This window comes from Pseudomonas sp. BIGb0558 (genome assembly GCF_024807515.1).
Classification (GTDB): domain Bacteria; phylum Pseudomonadota; class Gammaproteobacteria; order Pseudomonadales; family Pseudomonadaceae; genus Aquipseudomonas; species Aquipseudomonas yamanorum_A.
The window spans coordinates 1-14,151 of sequence record NZ_JANUEW010000037.1; the positions used below are offsets into that span (position 1 = coordinate 1).

Consider the following 14,151-nt stretch of genomic DNA (forward strand, 5'->3'; position numbering starts at 1 on the left):
TAGGCGAGGTGCCGAGTGGTGGGGCAAGAGCGTTTTGCTTACTTTTGCGCTTTTCAAAAGTGAGCCGCTGTAAGAGCGGAACCCATATCAGCCATCACCTAAATAACGGATATACACCCCACCCCAGCAACAACCAGCCTACGCAGTCTTCCCGGTATGGTTATTCAGCGAAATAACCTTGGTCTTCCCAATCCGGTGACGATAAATCTCGCGCAGGTACTTGATCGCCTTCTTCACACAATCCCGCGACAGCCGGATATCGTTGATCGACACAAACTTGTCCTTGTCGTTGATCAACTCACGGTACTTCTTCTCATACATCGGTTTGATCGCATACCAGTTGGTATCCAGGATCTTCGCCGGATTCTCGAACTCGTTGAGCAGCTCATCAATCCGGTCTTCATCAAAATCCTCATGGATGATGAAATCCAGGATCGAATTATCCAGCGTGTCATCAAAGCGGTACGGATTACGCGCAAAGCAGCGCTTGATAAACGCCACGATCAACGTCAGAAAGTCGTCCGACAAACACGGGCTCTTGGCAATCAGGGTGGTCAGCGACAAGTTGGCCGACGCCCCGATCACCAACGCATAACGCTTGAGGGTCGTGTTGGGAAACAGACTGTTGAGGTGCGTCTTGAGCCGGTTCAGGTCCATATAGGACAGCTTGTAATCCTTGGGCAACGACACAATCGATACCACCGACGAGCAGTTCTTGAAGAAGTGCAGGTCATGCAGCGCCGCCGCGTCATACCCGGAGTTCTTGTACTGCTCCAGGGACGCCTTGTAGCGCTTGGACTCAATCGGCAACAGGCTGATGCCCTCGATCGCCTGGGTCACCTTGTTGAAGTGCGGCAGGTCAATGGAGCGGAAGAACAGGTCGTCGATGTTCAGCCGCTGCGGCTCTTTTTCGAACACCTTGAACTTGTCGCTCGACGGCGCCGGGGTTTCCGGTACCACCGATTCGGCGTAGGCAATCGCCACCGGGCCGGCCAGGCTCATGAACAGGTCGTTGGCATCCAGGCGGATGGTCTCGCCGATGTCGATCCCGGCCCGACGGAAATAGTTCTGGTCGTAGTCGGTCGTAACCGCCTGGGCCGTCAGAATGTTGAAGATCTGCTGCGAGATGTACTGGTTGGCGTGTTTCTCCATGGCATTGACATCAATGTTCTGGATGTTGCCGTCATCGCTTTCTTCGGCGTAACGCATGATGTCGTTGGAGATCAGCATCATCGCGTTCCACGGCCGGATACGGCCTTTCACGCTGGCTTCGCTGCTGTCTTCATTGTCGAAGTTGTACGAGAAGTCCCATTCCTCCGACAGGTATTTGCACAGCAGCCGCCCGGCGTTGATGTGCAGCGCCTCGGACATTTCGCTGCGGTGATCGGAGATATTCGGCAGCACACAAATGCCGCTGGTGAAGATCGGCTCGAACACGAAGGCGTGGCCGCTTTTGCTGTCGTGCTCGTCGGCGGGCTTGGTGTCGAACGTCTTGTTCATGTACGAGTGCTGCTGGGCCAGGCCGAATTCCGAGGCCATGCCCGAGCCGGTACCGCCGCCGGCGCTGAAGATCGAGAAGTACAGCCGCGACTGGTTGGCCTTGATGCCGCAGGAGTCGATCAGGTACGAATGGATCATCTTCCAGTCGGGGCTGGAGAAGCGCTGGGTGTCTTTGTTGAGGATGATCTTGGCCAGGTACTGGCCGAGGATCGGCGCGTTGCCGGCGCCACCGGCATGGACTTCCGAGAGGTCCATGATTTTCATCTTGCTGTAGTCCCGCAGGAAACCGCTTTTCTCACCCTTGCGCGAGAAACGGATGCGCCCGGCAATGTCCTTGTCCAGGTCGCCCAGCATTACCAGCGGCTCGACCAGGAATACCGGCTTGGTGCCCTTGTTCGAACCCAGGCGCAGGTTGTTGCGAATCCATTGGGCGGGGCGATAGCCCTTATCCGTGGACTTGTCTTCGTTGCTGAATTCGTTGAGGTAGAACTTGCGGGCGTTGTACACCAACTCCGCCACATCCAGGGCAATGTTCGAACCGCAGCGGCCCAGGCCGATCAGGCACACCGAGGGGAATTCCTGCTCGTTGCGCAACTCACCGTCGACTTCCAGGTGCGGCGCACGCGGGAACACCATGTCGCGCAGGCCGTCGAGGTTATCGAGGATGCGGTCGGTGTTGGTCTCGGTGAAGTACAGGTACTGCTGGGTGGCCAGCGGGCGGGCGGTGCTCAATGACTTTGAACCTGAGGGTTTTTCCGCAGGGCCTGTCAGCAACACGTCGGATACCGCAGTGGCAGAGTTATTTTTAGAAGTCATTGTGCGCCATGTGCCTGGACGGATGGCTGGAAAAGTATCAAATAGCCATCACGGAATGAGAGATCGCAACTTTACAGTGCGTCCTGGTCCTGGGCGATAGGGTTTAACCCTAGGGTTTTAAGGGGGAAACTCTGGCCGGACTCTGATGAATCGGCCGTTCGTCGGGGTTCTTTAACGAAATGATGGCGATTTGCCAAATTTTCGACGTCAGCGAATTGGCCGAACGATGGACGCCGGGCCCGTACGACCCGAAGGCGGGTCTTTCGGCGCAGGTTCTCCTCCGGTGAGGCCCAGCAGGCTGAACATGTTGTGCTGATCAAGGCCGTTGATCACCGCGCTGATATCACTCATTGGCACCGCAGCGCTGAGCAGGTAACCCTGGACGAAATCGCAGCCGTGTTTTTGCACCACTTCCAGCTGTTGCAGGGTTTCCACGCCTTCGGTCACCACCTGCAGGTGCAGGGTGTGGGCCATGCCGATAATGGCCTGGACGATCTCGATGTCGGTGGTGGATTTGGGAATGTCCTGGATAAACGAGCGGTCGATTTTCAAGGTGTTCAGCGGCAGTCGCTTGAGGTAGGCGAGGGACGAATAGCCGGTGCCGAAGTCGTCAATCGACAGCGAGACGCCCAGGGCGCGGATTTGCCGCAGCAGCGCCAGGGTGCTGCTGATATTGCCCATCAGGGCGTTCTCGGTCACTTCCAGTTCCAGGCGATTGGCGGCGATCCCGCCGAAGCGCAGGGCGTTTTCGATTTCGTCGGCCAACTCGTCACGGGTCAGGTTCAGGGCCGAGCAATTGACCGCCATGATCAATTCGGTATGCCCTCGCTCCGACAGCAGACTCAGGTCGTGACAAGCCTGGCGCAGCACCCAGTGATCCAGTTCGGCAATCAGCCCGTTGTTTTCGGCAATGCCGATAAACCGGTCCGGGGTCAGCAGGCCATGTTGGGGATGTTGCCAGCGCACCAGGGCTTCAAGGCGCGTGATCTTGCCTTTTTTCAGGTCAAGAATCGGTTGGTAAAACAGCACCAATTCGTTCTTGCCGCGCAGGGCCGCGCGCAGTTCTTCTTCCAGCTGCAGTTCCAGGAAAGCCCGGGTTTTCAGGTTGGAGCTGAAGAAGTTCAGGCTGTTGCGCCCCGCATCCTTGGACTGATACAGCGCCAGGTCAGCGGTTTTCAGCAGTTCTTCGCTGGTTTTGCCGTCTTCGGGGAAGAGGCTGATACCGATGCTGGTGGTCATCACCATGCGCCGGCCGGCCAGCTCGATGGGGTCTTTCATTTTCTGCATGATGCGCTGGGCCAGATGCCGCGCTTCATCGCGATGATGGATGCTGATGAGGATGCAGAACTCGTCACCGCCAAACCGTGCAACCACGTCGTCATGGCTGCGTACCGAGCTTTTGATGTGGCCGGCGAGCACGGTCAGCAGTTCGTCACCGGCGTCGTGGCCGAGGCTGTCGTTGATGCGCTTGAAGTGGTCGATGTCGAGGAAAATCACCGCCAGCATGCCGTCGGTGGCGGTTTTTTCCGCAAGTTTCTCGGCAAAGATCTGGTTGAAACCACGGCGGTTGAGCAGGCTGGTCAGGGCGTCGTAGTGCGCCACCTGTTGCAGGGAGGCGCGGGCCTGATCCAGCTCGGTGAGCAGTGCATTGACCCGGCGCAGGTCGGTTTCCTTGTGTTGCAGCTTCTTGTCTGCCAGGGCGGCGCTGATGCTGCTGCCGATCACCAGCAAGGCGATGACCGCCACCAGCAGGCCCAGTTGGACCGGGTTGTTGTCCACGGGCAGCGGCGACGGCACCACGTCCTCGGGCACCAGCAGTTGCATGGCCGCCATGCCGGTGAAGTGCATGCTGATAATGCCGGCGCCGAGCACCAGGCTGGCGGCGTACTTGAGCAATTGATGGAACATCCCCGTGCCGTTGCGCAGGTACAGCGACAGCAGCAACGCCGCCAGGCTGGCGCCGATGGCGATTACCACCGAGGCCAGGAATAGCCCGGTCTCGAAATACACGCCCGCCTCGGAGCGCATGGCCGACATGCCAACGTAGTGCATCAGGGCAATACCCAGCCCCATCCACACTGAAGCCAGCACATATTGGTGCAGGCGCAGCCTTGGGTGACTGAGGGTTTGCATGGCGAACAGCGACGCGATCAGGGCGATCAGCAGCGAGGCGAACGTCATGATCAATTCGTAGTGAATCGCGATAGGCGCCTGGAAGGCCAGCATGCTGATGAAGTGGGTCGACCAGATACCGCCTGCCAGGCAGCCCGCGCCTACCCAGCGCCAGTGCCGTTGAGCTTTGAGGTTGTCGACATGGCCGACGCGCTCGGCCATGTCCAGGGTGCCGAAGCCCGCTGCACAGGCCACTACGTAAGCCAGTAGCACCAGAAAAGGGTTATGACTGCAATTGAGTAATAAGTGCCCGGTCCCTGGAAGGTCGGTAAAAAAATGCAAACCAAGCCATTCCATAGCATGTCCCATCACAGAGTTTTAGTCTGACTGCGCTCTTGAGTATAGAGAGCGTGAGCGGGTTGCAAGGGTTGATGGCAGATTGCTTCTAATCATTTGGCGATGAATCTATAAACAACTAGAACTAAATGAATAGGGATGACCGCCAGGGTCGCCCGATGGAGTGACATCAGACTTACGAATCATTACAGACAATCACCACGGGGCTGACTAGATTGCAGGTTCCGGGCTCAGGATGCGTCTGGCATCGCGGCTCACATAACAATAAAAGAGACGGACCCATGCAGAACTCGACCCAAGCGGCGAATGCCTGGCGCATTCTGTTCCTGTTGTTCCTGGCCAACCTGTTCAACTTTTTTGACCGCACCATTCCCGCGATCATCATTGAACCGATCCGTATGGAGTGGCACCTCAGCGACTTCCAGCTCGGCATCATCGGTACGGCGTTCACCATTGTTTATGCGATTGCCGGCTTGCCGCTCGGGCGCATGGCCGATACCGGCTCGCGCAGTAAGCTCATGGGCTGGGGCCTGGCAGCGTGGAGCGGCCTGACCGCGGTGAATGGTCTGGTGGGCAGTTTCTGGACCTTCTTGCTGGTGCGCATGGGCATCGGCATCGGCGAGGCGAGTTATGCGCCGGCGGCCAACTCGCTGATCGGCGACCTGTTTCCCGCCCACCGTCGGGCGCGGGCCATGGGGATCTTCATGCTGGGCCTGCCCTTGGGGCTGTTGCTGGCGTTCTTCACCATCGGCGCGATGGTCAAGGCGTTCGACAGCTGGCGCGCACCGTTCTTTATTGCTGCGGTGCCGGGGCTGATCCTCGCGGTGTTCATGTTCTACATCAAGGAACCCAAGCGCGGCGCGGCGGAAACCGTGCAAGTCTCCCAGGAGAAAGTCGACCGGCCGATTCGCCGGGTGCTGGCGGTACCGACGTTCCTGTGGCTGGTGCTGGCAGGGTTGTGCTTCAACTTCGCCACCTACGCCTGCAACTCGTTCCTGGTGCCGATGCTGCAACGTTATTTCCTGTTGCCGTTGCAGGATGCGGCAGTGGCCACCGGTGTTATCGTCGGTGTTACCGGCCTGGTGGGCCTGACCCTGGGCGGCTGGATTGCCGACAAGATTCATCAACGCATCGCGAATGGCCGGCTGCTGTTCGCGGCGTGCAGCCTGATCATCTCCACTGTCACCACTGCCTGGGCGTTGCACGCCGGGCGGATCGAGATTGGTGTGTTTGTGGCGCTGTTCAGTGTGGGCTGGCTGTTTGCCTATAACTTCTACACCTGCGTGTACACGGCGATCCAGGACGTGGTGGAGCCGCGCCTGCGGGCGACGGCGATGGCGTTGTTCTTCGCCGGCTTGTATTTGCTGGGCGGTGGCATGGGGCCGATTGTGGTGGGCGGGTTGTCAGATCATTTTGCCCATTCGGCGATGTATGCGGCGGGGGCGGAGCAGATGACCGAGGCGTATAAAGCCATAGGGTTGCACGATGCCATGTACCTGATTCCGGTGGCGCTGTTTCTGACCATGCTGTTTCTGTTCCAGGCGTCCCGCAGCTTTGTGCGCGATGCCAAGCGGATGAAGGATGGGTTGGGGGTGGTGGAGGTGCCGGCTGCGGCGGTGACTGCTTGAGACCGAGGTGACGCCATCGCAGGTAAGCCAGCTCCCACACCTGATCGAGTTGTTGCTGATGTACACGGTCACTGTGGGAGCCGGGCTTGCCCGCGATGACGGCAGCAAGGTCACCGATGAAACCCTGTGAACAAAAAAAGGCCCGCATTGCGCGGGCCTTTTTGCTTGGCAGGGCAGGGCGGCGAGTTTAGCCCGCGACCAACACCCGAATCGCTTCCAGTCGCAGCGCCGCCTTGTCGAGCATGGCCAGGCCTTGCTCGCGCTGCTGGCGCAGGGCAACCAGTTCGCTGTCACGCACGGTCGGGTTGACCGCTTGCAACGCGGTCAGGCGTGCCAGTTCTTCGTCGGTATCCGCCGCCAGGCGACGTTGAGCCTCGGCCACACGCTCGGCGTGGCGCGGTGCGATCTTCTCTTCACCGGCGTTGATCCGTGGCGTCAGTTGGTCGCGCTGAGCCTGGACGAACTTGTTGGCACTGGCACGCGGCACGCTTTCCAGCTGGTCGTTCAAGGTCAGGAACGAGACGCGGCCCGACAAGTCATTGCCGTTGGCATCCAGCAGGCAGCGCAACGCGGCCGGTGGCAGGTAGCGGCCCAGTTGCAGCGAGCGCGGGGCAACCACTTCGCTGACGTAGAGCAGTTCCAGCAACACGGTGCCGGGTTTGAGCGCCTTGTTCTTGATCAGCGCCACGGCGGTGTTGCCCATGGAACCGGACAGCACCAGGTCCATGCCGCCCTGCACCATCGGGTGTTCCCAGGTGATGAACTGCATGTCTTCGCGCGACAGCGCCTGGTTGCGGTCGTAGGTGATGGTCACGCCTTCGTCGTCGCCCAGGGGGAAGCTGGCGTCGAGCATTTTTTCGCTGGGCTTGAGGATCAGCGCGTTTTCCGAATGGTCTTCGCTGTCGATGCCGAAGGCGTCGAACAGGGTTTCCATGTAGATCGGCAGGGTGAACTGGTCGTCTTGCTCAAGGATGTCTTCCACCAGCGCATCACCTTCGCCAGCGCCGCCGGAGTTGAGCTCCAGCAGGCGGTCGCGGCCGGTGTGCAGCTCGGCTTCGAGGCGCTCGCGTTCGGTGCGGGCTTCGTCGATCAGCGCTTGCCACTCGCCGTCGTCGGCGTTTTCCAGCAGCGGCAGCAGGCGCGGGCCGAACTGGTGCTGCAAGGCGTTGCCGGTCGGGCAGGTGTTGAGGAACGCATTCAGCGCTTCGTGGTACCACTGGAACAGCCGCTCTTGCGGGCTGGTTTCCAGGTACGGCACGTGCAGTTCGATCACATGCTTCTGGCCGATCCGGTCGAGACGGCCGATCCGCTGTTCCAGCAGGTCCGGGTGGGACGGCAGGTCGAACAGCACCAGGTGGTGGGAGAACTGGAAGTTGCGGCCTTCACTGCCGATTTCCGAGCAGATCAGCACCTGGGCGCCGAACTCTTCGTCTGCAAAGTAGGCAGCGGCGCGGTCACGCTCGAGGATGTTCATGCCCTCGTGGAACACCGTGGCCGGGATGCCGGAGCGCACGCGCAGGGCGTCTTCCAGGTCCATGGCGGTTTCGGCGTGGGCGCAGATCACCAGCACTTTGGTGCGTTTGAGCATTTTCAGCTGATCGATCAGCCACTCGACCCGCGGGTCGAAACGCCACCAGCGTTGTTCTTCGTCCACGTCCGGCTGCGACTGGAAGCTGACTTCCGGGTACAGCTCGGCGTGTTCGCCCAGGGGCAGTTCGAGGTATTCGTCCGGGCACGGCAGCGGGTAGGCGTGCAGCTTGCGCTCCGGGAAGCCTTGCACCGCGGCGCGCGTGTTGCGGAACAGCACGCGGCCGGTGCCGTGGCGGTCCAGCAGTTCGCGCACCAGGCGGGCGCTGGCTTCGGCGTCGCCATCGTTGACGGCGGTCAGCAGCGCTTCGCCTTCGTCACCGAGGAAACCCTGGATGGTCTTGTGGGCGGCTGGAGACAGGCGGCCCTTGTCCAGCAGCTCCTGGACGGCTTCGGCCACCGGGCGATAGTTTTCGCTCTCGGCGCGGAAGGCGTGCAGGTCGTGGAAGCGGTTCGGGTCCAGCAGGCGCAGGCGCGCGAAGTGGCTGTCCTGGCCCAGTTGTTCAGGGGTTGCGGTGAGCAGCAGTACGCCGGGAATCACTTCGGCCAGTTGTTCCACCAGCGAGTACTCGGGGCTGGCTTTCTCTTCGTGCCAGACCAGGTGGTGAGCTTCGTCGACCACCAGCAGATCCCAGCCGGCGGCGAACAGCGCGTCCTGGGCTTTCTCGTCGTCCACCAGCCATTCCAGGGCCACCAGCGCGAGCTGGGTGTCTTCGAACGGGTTGGCGGCATCGCTTTCGATAAAGCGTTCTTCGTCGAACAGCGCGACTTGCAGGTTGAAGCGGCGGCGCATTTCCACCAGCCACTGGTGCTGGAGGTTTTCCGGCACCAGGATCAGCACGCGGTTGGCGCGGCCCGACAGCAACTGGCGATGGATCACCAGGCCGGCCTCGATGGTCTTGCCCAGGCCCACTTCGTCCGCCAGCAGAACCCGTGGCGCGATACGGTCGGCGACTTCACGGGCGATGTGCAACTGGTGCGCGATTGGTTGCGCGCGCACGCCGCCCAGGCCCCAGAGCGAGGACTGCAACTGGCGGCTGGTGTGTTCCAGGGTGTGGTAGCGCAGGGAGAACCAGGCCAGCGGGTCGATCTGGCCGGCGAACAGACGGTCGCTGGCCAGACGGAACTGGATGAAGTTCGAGAGTTGGGTTTCCGGCAGGGTGACCTGCTCGTTCTGCCCATTGAGGCCGTGGTAGACCAGCAGGCCGTCGACGTCGTCGACCTCTTGCACGGTCATTTTCCAGCCTTCGAAATGGGTGATGGTGTCACCCGGCGAAAACCTCACGCGAGTGAGGGGCGCATTCCGTAGCGCATACTGGCGGGTGTCGCCAGTGGCCGGATAGAGCACGGTCAACAAGCGGCCGTCCTGTGCCAGAACGGTGCCTAACCCCAGCTCTGCTTCGCTGTCACTAATCCAGCGTTGCCCCGGTTGATACTGCTGCGCCATGCTGCCTGACTCCCGCCGTGAAAAAGCCGACTATCTTAACGGAACAAGGGCCCCAGCCAAAGGACTCTGACAAAAACTACCAAGCTTTACGGGTGGTTCGGGCTGCAATCGACGGGTGGCAAGGCACTTGAGACTGACGACTGAGTCACAAGTTGGCAAACGAAGGCTCAAGTGGATCCCGCGCCAGCCGACAGCCTGCTGACAGGAGACTGATAATTATGATTCCACCCATGCTGCCCTTGAGTGTTGTGCCGGTCACGTCGCAACTCGATCCGGTGCGCCAGAAACCGGATATCCCGCCCGTGGTGCCGGTTCAGCCAGGCTCCAACGAAAGCACCATCGACCTGCAAAAGCGCGACCCCGAGGAAGCGGCACTGTTGCTGCGCGAAGAACAACGTCGCCAGCAGGAACAGCAAAAGCGCCGCCGCGAAGCCGATGAGGATCCGCAGGAGCACCTGGCTGTGCCCGGTGACGAACTCAACGCCGACAACACCGTGCCGGTGGTGCCGCTGATCGAAGATGCGCCCCGCCAAGGCTTGTGGGTGGACGTCGAGGTTTAGTCCCGCAGTTCCCGCAGGGCGGCGAGCAGTTGCTCGATGTCTTGCGCCGTGTTGAGGTAGCTCAGCGAAATTCGCGCCACGCTGTCCAGCCCGCGCGCCAGCATGTCCAGCGGGGTGTAGGGCACGCCGTTGGCACCGATGTTGATCCGCTTGAGCCCCAGGCGCCGCTTGAGCTCAAAGGCGTCCCAGCCGGCCAGGTTGAAGGCGATCAAACCGGACTGGTTTGCGGCCACCCCCAGGTCATGCAAGGTTATCCCGTCGATCCCGCGCAGTTCTTCGCGAAGCGTGACGCTTAGAAGCCGGACCGTCTCGCGTATCCGCTCAACCCCCAATCGATTGACCTCCAGCAACGCGTTGCCCAGGCCTGCCAGCAAGGCGAATGACACTTCGCTGGTTTCAAAGCGCCGCGCGTCGTTGCGCAGGTCGAAACCCGCCGGGCTCCAGGGCGCAGAAAACACATCGCGTTGGGCCGGGTTCAAACGCTCCAGAAAATCCGGCCGCACATAGAGCAGGGCGGTCCCGCGCGGGCCCCGCAGATGTTTGCGCCCGGCGCCCTTGAGCACATCGCACCCCAGCGCTTGTACATTCACCGGCACCTGGCCGATGGCTTGGCCGGCGTCGATGAAATAGGCGATGCCGTGACGCCTGGCTACCTGGCCGATGGCCTCGGCGGGGTTGATCAAACCGCTGTTGGCGGGGAGCCAGGTCAGGTCGATCAACCGCACCCGGGCGTCGAGCATGGCTTCCAGGCCAGCGACGGACACGGCGCCGGTTTCATCGCAAGGAATCACCTCAATCCGCGCGCCTGCTTCTATGGCCGTCTGCATGCTCGCCAGGTTGCCGCCCCATTCATGGCGGCCCACCAGGATCCGGTCGCCCGGCTGCCACGGGCCCAGCGCCTGGAACGCCATGCTCCAGGCGGTGGAGCCGCTGCTGGCGAAAGCAATCGATGATACCGGCGCGTTGAGCAATTGCGCGGCGGCGCGCCGGGCTTTCTCGGCCAACAGCGCACCGTGGTCGCCGGTCTCCATCGGGCCGTCGCGGGCTTCGCGCTGCAACTGATCAATGATCGCGTCGAGCGTGCCCTGGCTGGGCAGGGACGCACCGGCGTGATTGAAGTGGACGATGCCGGACTGGCAGCCCGGCGTTTCGTCCCGCAGTTCCAGGACTTGCGTCGGGGAAAGCGCGGTCACGGCTGCAGCTCGAAAATGGCGTCGATCTCCACGGCCACGCCGCCCGGCAAACTGGCGACGCCCACAGCCGTACGGGCATGGCGGCCCTTGTCGCCGAGGGCGTTGACCAGCAGGTTCGACGCGCCATTGGCGACGGCGCCCTGGCGCTGGAAATCGCCGCTGCTGGCGATAAACACCCCCAGCCGAATGATGCGCACCAGCCGCGACAAGTCATCGCCCAGGGCATCGCTCAATTGCGCCAGCAGGCCCAATGCCGCGAGTTCGGCGGCCTTGGTGCCTTCATCTTCGCTGATGGACTCGCCGAGTCGGCCGATGTACGTCGGCTTGCCATCCAGCAGCGGGATTTGGCCGGAGATGAACAGTTGGTTCTGGCTGATCACGTAATTGACGTAGTTGGCGATCGGCTGGCTGGGTGTCGGCAGGTTCAGGCCGAGGGCTTGTACGCGTTGGGCGATGGAGTGGCTCATGTCGAATCCTCGTGGAAAGAGGCTTCAGCATGGGCGGCATGATTTTGGTCGACAAACGGATAGATCTCACTCGACGTATCTAAATAACTCATGCGTCGGCACAGATTTCCTTTAACCATTTACTGAAAGCTGCGGCCGCTTCGCGGGTATCGCCTTGCGGTGCGATCAGCCAGTAACCGATCTCGCTTTGGTAAGGCGGCCAGTCGAAGGCTTCCACCAGCGTGCCGTCCTTCAACCTGCGCTCGATCAACCGGTGGCGGCCCATGGCGATGCCCTGGCCGGCGGCGGCAGCTTCAACCACGATGTTGTAGTCGTGCAACAGCGCCTTGGGATAGTGCTCCACATTCACTTGGTAATGCCGGGACCAGTCGGTCCACTCGAAAGGACGGTGTGAAGTGGCCATTAGCAGCGGGCCATTATCCAGTTGGCTGGCCTTGAATGCCGGGCTGCACACCGGTGACAGGGTTTCGCTCATCAAGCGGGTGGCCTGCACATCGTCCCAGTCACCCTTGCCATAGCGAATCGCCAGGTCGACCTCGGCAGCGGCGACGTCCGCCAGTTGAATCGCCGGCACCAATTCCACCTGGATGTGCGGGTAGCGGCTGAGAAACCCGGCCAGGCGCGGTGCCAGCCACAAGGTGGCGAACGAGGCGAGCAGGCCGATTCGCAGCACGGTGCTGGCGGGCGGTGTTTGTTGCTGGCGCGTCGCGGCGGCGATGGCGTCGAGGGCGGGGCGGATCTGGTTGTAGTAGTGCTGACCGTCTTCTGTCAGATCGATGGCCCGGGTGCGTCGGATAAAGAGTGGCTTGCCCAAGTGCTGTTCGAGCTTTTGCACCTGATGGCTGAGGGCGCTCTGGGTCACCGACAGCTCGACGGCGGCCTTGATAAAGCTCAAATGCCGGGCCACGGCCTCAAAGGCGCGCAGGGCCAGAAGTGGGGGAAGGTCCTTGTGCAGTGCCACCTGAGTGCGCCTCGTGCGTAGAGTGTAAAAGTGCTGATTCTGGGCGATGGCGGTGTAATTTGTCGCCCGTTGTTTTGCTGTCGGTTTTGATCACCAGGCCTGCATGGCATTGGCTTGGGATTTGTCTTACATAGACTTTCACAATTATTCTGAAGAATTTACGCCTCATTATTGAGGTGATGGAACGATGCACAGGTATGTAAAAAAGTGGTTGTTTGGGGTGACTATTACGGCGGCACTTTGCGGGACGGTACTGGCAAATGAGTCACCGTTGGTGGGGGCATGGCGCTTGGTCGGTTATCAGGTTGAGTCCCAGGCTACCCTTGAGCGGATTCCTGCGATGGGAAGCCATCCTTCCGGGCGCGTCATTTTTACCGCAGATCACCGAGTGGCTTTTGTGCTGACGGGTGAGGGAAGAAAAGCGGGATCAACGGACGCGCAAAAGGCGGTGTTGCTGAATACGCTGGTGGCCTATACCGGTATCGAGCGGGTCGAGGGCAACCGATGGTGCACACAGGTAGAGGCCGCCTGGAACCCGGATTGGGTCGGTACCGAGCAGTGCAGGGATTTTGAGGTCAAGGGGGACACGTTGGAAGTGCTGACGCCTTGGCGAGAGATGCCGAATTGGCCGGGCGTTACACGCTCCATCATTACCTTTGAGCGCGATAAATAAGCGAGTGAATGTGAGTGCGGCGGGAATTTTCTCCAGGGTATTTGCCGCAACGCAGGCAAGGCCGCATTATTGAGTCATTCCCGCCACAACGTAAGCCAAGCCATGAGTGATGACGACAAGCTGATTGACCTGAATGCCGAACGTGCCAAACGCGTTCATGACCTCAATGACAAGCGTCTGAACGAAGTGCGCCAGGCATTTGAGCAGGCGATGCCGTTGGGTAAGGCTAAGAAAAAGCCGAAAAACAAACCGAAAAAGCGTTGATATAGCCTGCATCATTTGATGCAGGTCAGTTATTTCCCTTCTTTACGTCCCGTCGCGTGCGACATTGATCCTAGTCAATTTCTTCTTTCGTCTTCTTGGTTAACTTAGCCCTATCGCAACAGGGCAAGTGCAGGAGGCCGGTCATGTTTTTCGATAATGTGGTATTTGCCGGAGTGCTGACGGTTAGCCTCATGGTGATGTTCTTTGTAGGGTTTGGAATTTTTATCTGGAAAGACGCTAACAAGCGTAAGAAGCCTTAGGTCTTTTCGGGATACATGAGCACGCAAGGCATTTTGGGCGACTTCGGTCGCCTTTTTTTTGTTTTGTTTTTATTGGGGTTGAGTACATATCCGTTGCTGCGGTAACGGCTACTTAGGGTTCCGCTCTTACAGCGGGTCACTTTTGAAAAGCCGGAATGCCGGCCCAGCCCAAAGTAAGCAAAGGGCTCTTGGGGCAGTCAGATCAACAGCACGGCGGCCTGAAAGCCGACCTGAGTGTTAAAAGCAAGATCCAGAGCGAAAGCAGAGGTGCTTTTCTGTAGGAGCTGGCTTGCCTGCGATGCAGACAACTCGGTACATCAGATACA

12 protein-coding genes are annotated in these 14,151 nt (G+C 60.2%); 6 read left to right on the forward strand and 6 right to left on the reverse strand.

Features of this window, described 5'->3' with window-relative positions; all coding sequences use genetic code 11:
* Window positions 1–138: 138 nt before the first annotated feature.
* Entirely contained in the window at window positions 139–2,316 is a 2,178-nt protein-coding gene (locus tag M2400_RS27685; RefSeq protein ID WP_177048376.1) for a hypothetical protein, read from the reverse strand.
* 207 nt (window positions 2,317–2,523) lie between these two features.
* Window positions 2,524–4,785, reverse strand: coding sequence for a bifunctional diguanylate cyclase/phosphodiesterase (locus tag M2400_RS27690; RefSeq protein WP_259200000.1), 2,262 nt, complete (start codon window positions 4,783–4,785; stop codon window positions 2,524–2,526).
* A 281-nt stretch (window positions 4,786–5,066) separates the two neighbouring features.
* On the opposite strand from M2400_RS27690, the gene M2400_RS27695 reads away from it, so the two are divergent.
* Window positions 5,067–6,413 (forward strand): MFS transporter, encoded by a 1,347-nt coding sequence (locus M2400_RS27695; RefSeq protein WP_177076700.1) that lies wholly within the window; start codon window positions 5,067–5,069, stop codon window positions 6,411–6,413.
* Between the two features lie 7 nt (window positions 6,414–6,420).
* Entirely contained in the window at window positions 6,421–6,543 is a 123-nt protein-coding gene (locus M2400_RS27700) for a hypothetical protein (protein WP_256348204.1), read from the forward strand.
* Window positions 6,544–6,600: 57 nt separating this feature from the next.
* Here the strand turns inward: M2400_RS27700 and rapA are convergent, their stop codons facing one another.
* Window positions 6,601–9,447 carry an RNA polymerase-associated protein RapA gene (gene rapA / locus M2400_RS27705; RefSeq protein ID WP_177048372.1) on the reverse strand — a complete coding sequence of 949 codons (2,847 nt, stop codon included), beginning with the start codon at window positions 9,445–9,447 and terminating at the stop codon, window positions 6,601–6,603.
* Between the two features lie 218 nt (window positions 9,448–9,665).
* On the opposite strand from rapA, the gene M2400_RS27710 reads away from it, so the two are divergent.
* Window positions 9,666–10,007 (forward strand): hypothetical protein, encoded by a 342-nt coding sequence (locus tag M2400_RS27710; protein ID WP_010176684.1) that lies wholly within the window; start codon window positions 9,666–9,668, stop codon window positions 10,005–10,007.
* Here M2400_RS27710 and M2400_RS27715 read toward each other — a convergent pair.
* The 3 genes from M2400_RS27715 to M2400_RS27725 form a co-directional block, all read right to left on the reverse strand.
* Window positions 10,004–11,200, reverse strand: a complete 1,197-nt coding sequence (locus M2400_RS27715) for an aminotransferase class V-fold PLP-dependent enzyme (protein ID WP_259200003.1) — start codon at window positions 11,198–11,200, stop codon at window positions 10,004–10,006. The genes M2400_RS27710 and M2400_RS27715 overlap by 4 nt on opposite strands.
* Window positions 11,197–11,667 (reverse strand): RidA family protein, encoded by a 471-nt coding sequence (locus M2400_RS27720; RefSeq protein ID WP_259200013.1) that lies wholly within the window; start codon window positions 11,665–11,667, stop codon window positions 11,197–11,199. The genes M2400_RS27715 and M2400_RS27720 overlap by 4 nt, the downstream gene beginning before the upstream one ends.
* Window positions 11,668–11,755: 88 nt before the next feature.
* On the reverse strand, window positions 11,756–12,628 hold the full coding sequence (locus M2400_RS27725) for a LysR substrate-binding domain-containing protein (protein WP_259200014.1): 873 nt from the start codon (window positions 12,626–12,628) through the stop codon (window positions 11,756–11,758).
* Between the two features lie 187 nt (window positions 12,629–12,815).
* On the opposite strand from M2400_RS27725, the gene M2400_RS27730 reads away from it, so the two are divergent.
* From M2400_RS27730 to ccoM, 3 genes are all read left to right on the forward strand, one after another.
* On the forward strand, window positions 12,816–13,301 hold the full coding sequence (locus tag M2400_RS27730) for a lipocalin-like domain-containing protein (protein WP_259200017.1): 486 nt from the start codon (window positions 12,816–12,818) through the stop codon (window positions 13,299–13,301).
* 102 nt (window positions 13,302–13,403) lie between these two features.
* Window positions 13,404–13,565 carry a hypothetical protein gene (locus M2400_RS27735; protein ID WP_003172386.1) on the forward strand — a complete coding sequence of 54 codons (162 nt, stop codon included), beginning with the start codon at window positions 13,404–13,406 and terminating at the stop codon, window positions 13,563–13,565.
* Between the two features lie 143 nt (window positions 13,566–13,708).
* Window positions 13,709–13,825 carry a cytochrome c oxidase subunit CcoM gene (gene ccoM, locus M2400_RS33440; RefSeq protein WP_049709599.1) on the forward strand — a complete coding sequence of 39 codons (117 nt, stop codon included), beginning with the start codon at window positions 13,709–13,711 and terminating at the stop codon, window positions 13,823–13,825.
* Window positions 13,826–14,151: the final 326 nt, after the last annotated feature.

Excerpts from the sequence above, each read along its gene's own strand:
- M2400_RS27685 (WP_177048376.1), bottom strand. The coding sequence starts at position 2,316 with ATGACTTCTAAAAATAACTCTGCCACTGCGGTATCCGACGTGTTGCTG.
- M2400_RS27690 (WP_259200000.1), bottom strand. The coding sequence starts at position 4,785 with ATGGAATGGCTTGGTTTGCATTTTTTTACCGACCTTCCAGGGACCGGG.
- M2400_RS27695 (WP_177076700.1), top strand. The coding sequence starts at position 5,067 with ATGCAGAACTCGACCCAAGCGGCGAATGCCTGGCGCATTCTGTTCCTG.
- rapA (WP_177048372.1), bottom strand. The coding sequence starts at position 9,447 with ATGGCGCAGCAGTATCAACCGGGGCAACGCTGGATTAGTGACAGCGAA.
- M2400_RS27710 (WP_010176684.1), top strand. The coding sequence starts at position 9,666 with ATGATTCCACCCATGCTGCCCTTGAGTGTTGTGCCGGTCACGTCGCAA.
- M2400_RS27720 (WP_259200013.1), bottom strand. The coding sequence starts at position 11,667 with ATGAGCCACTCCATCGCCCAACGCGTACAAGCCCTCGGCCTGAACCTG.
- M2400_RS27730 (WP_259200017.1), top strand. The coding sequence starts at position 12,816 with ATGCACAGGTATGTAAAAAAGTGGTTGTTTGGGGTGACTATTACGGCG.
- M2400_RS27735 (WP_003172386.1), top strand. The coding sequence starts at position 13,404 with ATGAGTGATGACGACAAGCTGATTGACCTGAATGCCGAACGTGCCAAA.
- ccoM (WP_049709599.1), top strand. The coding sequence starts at position 13,709 with ATGTTTTTCGATAATGTGGTATTTGCCGGAGTGCTGACGGTTAGCCTC.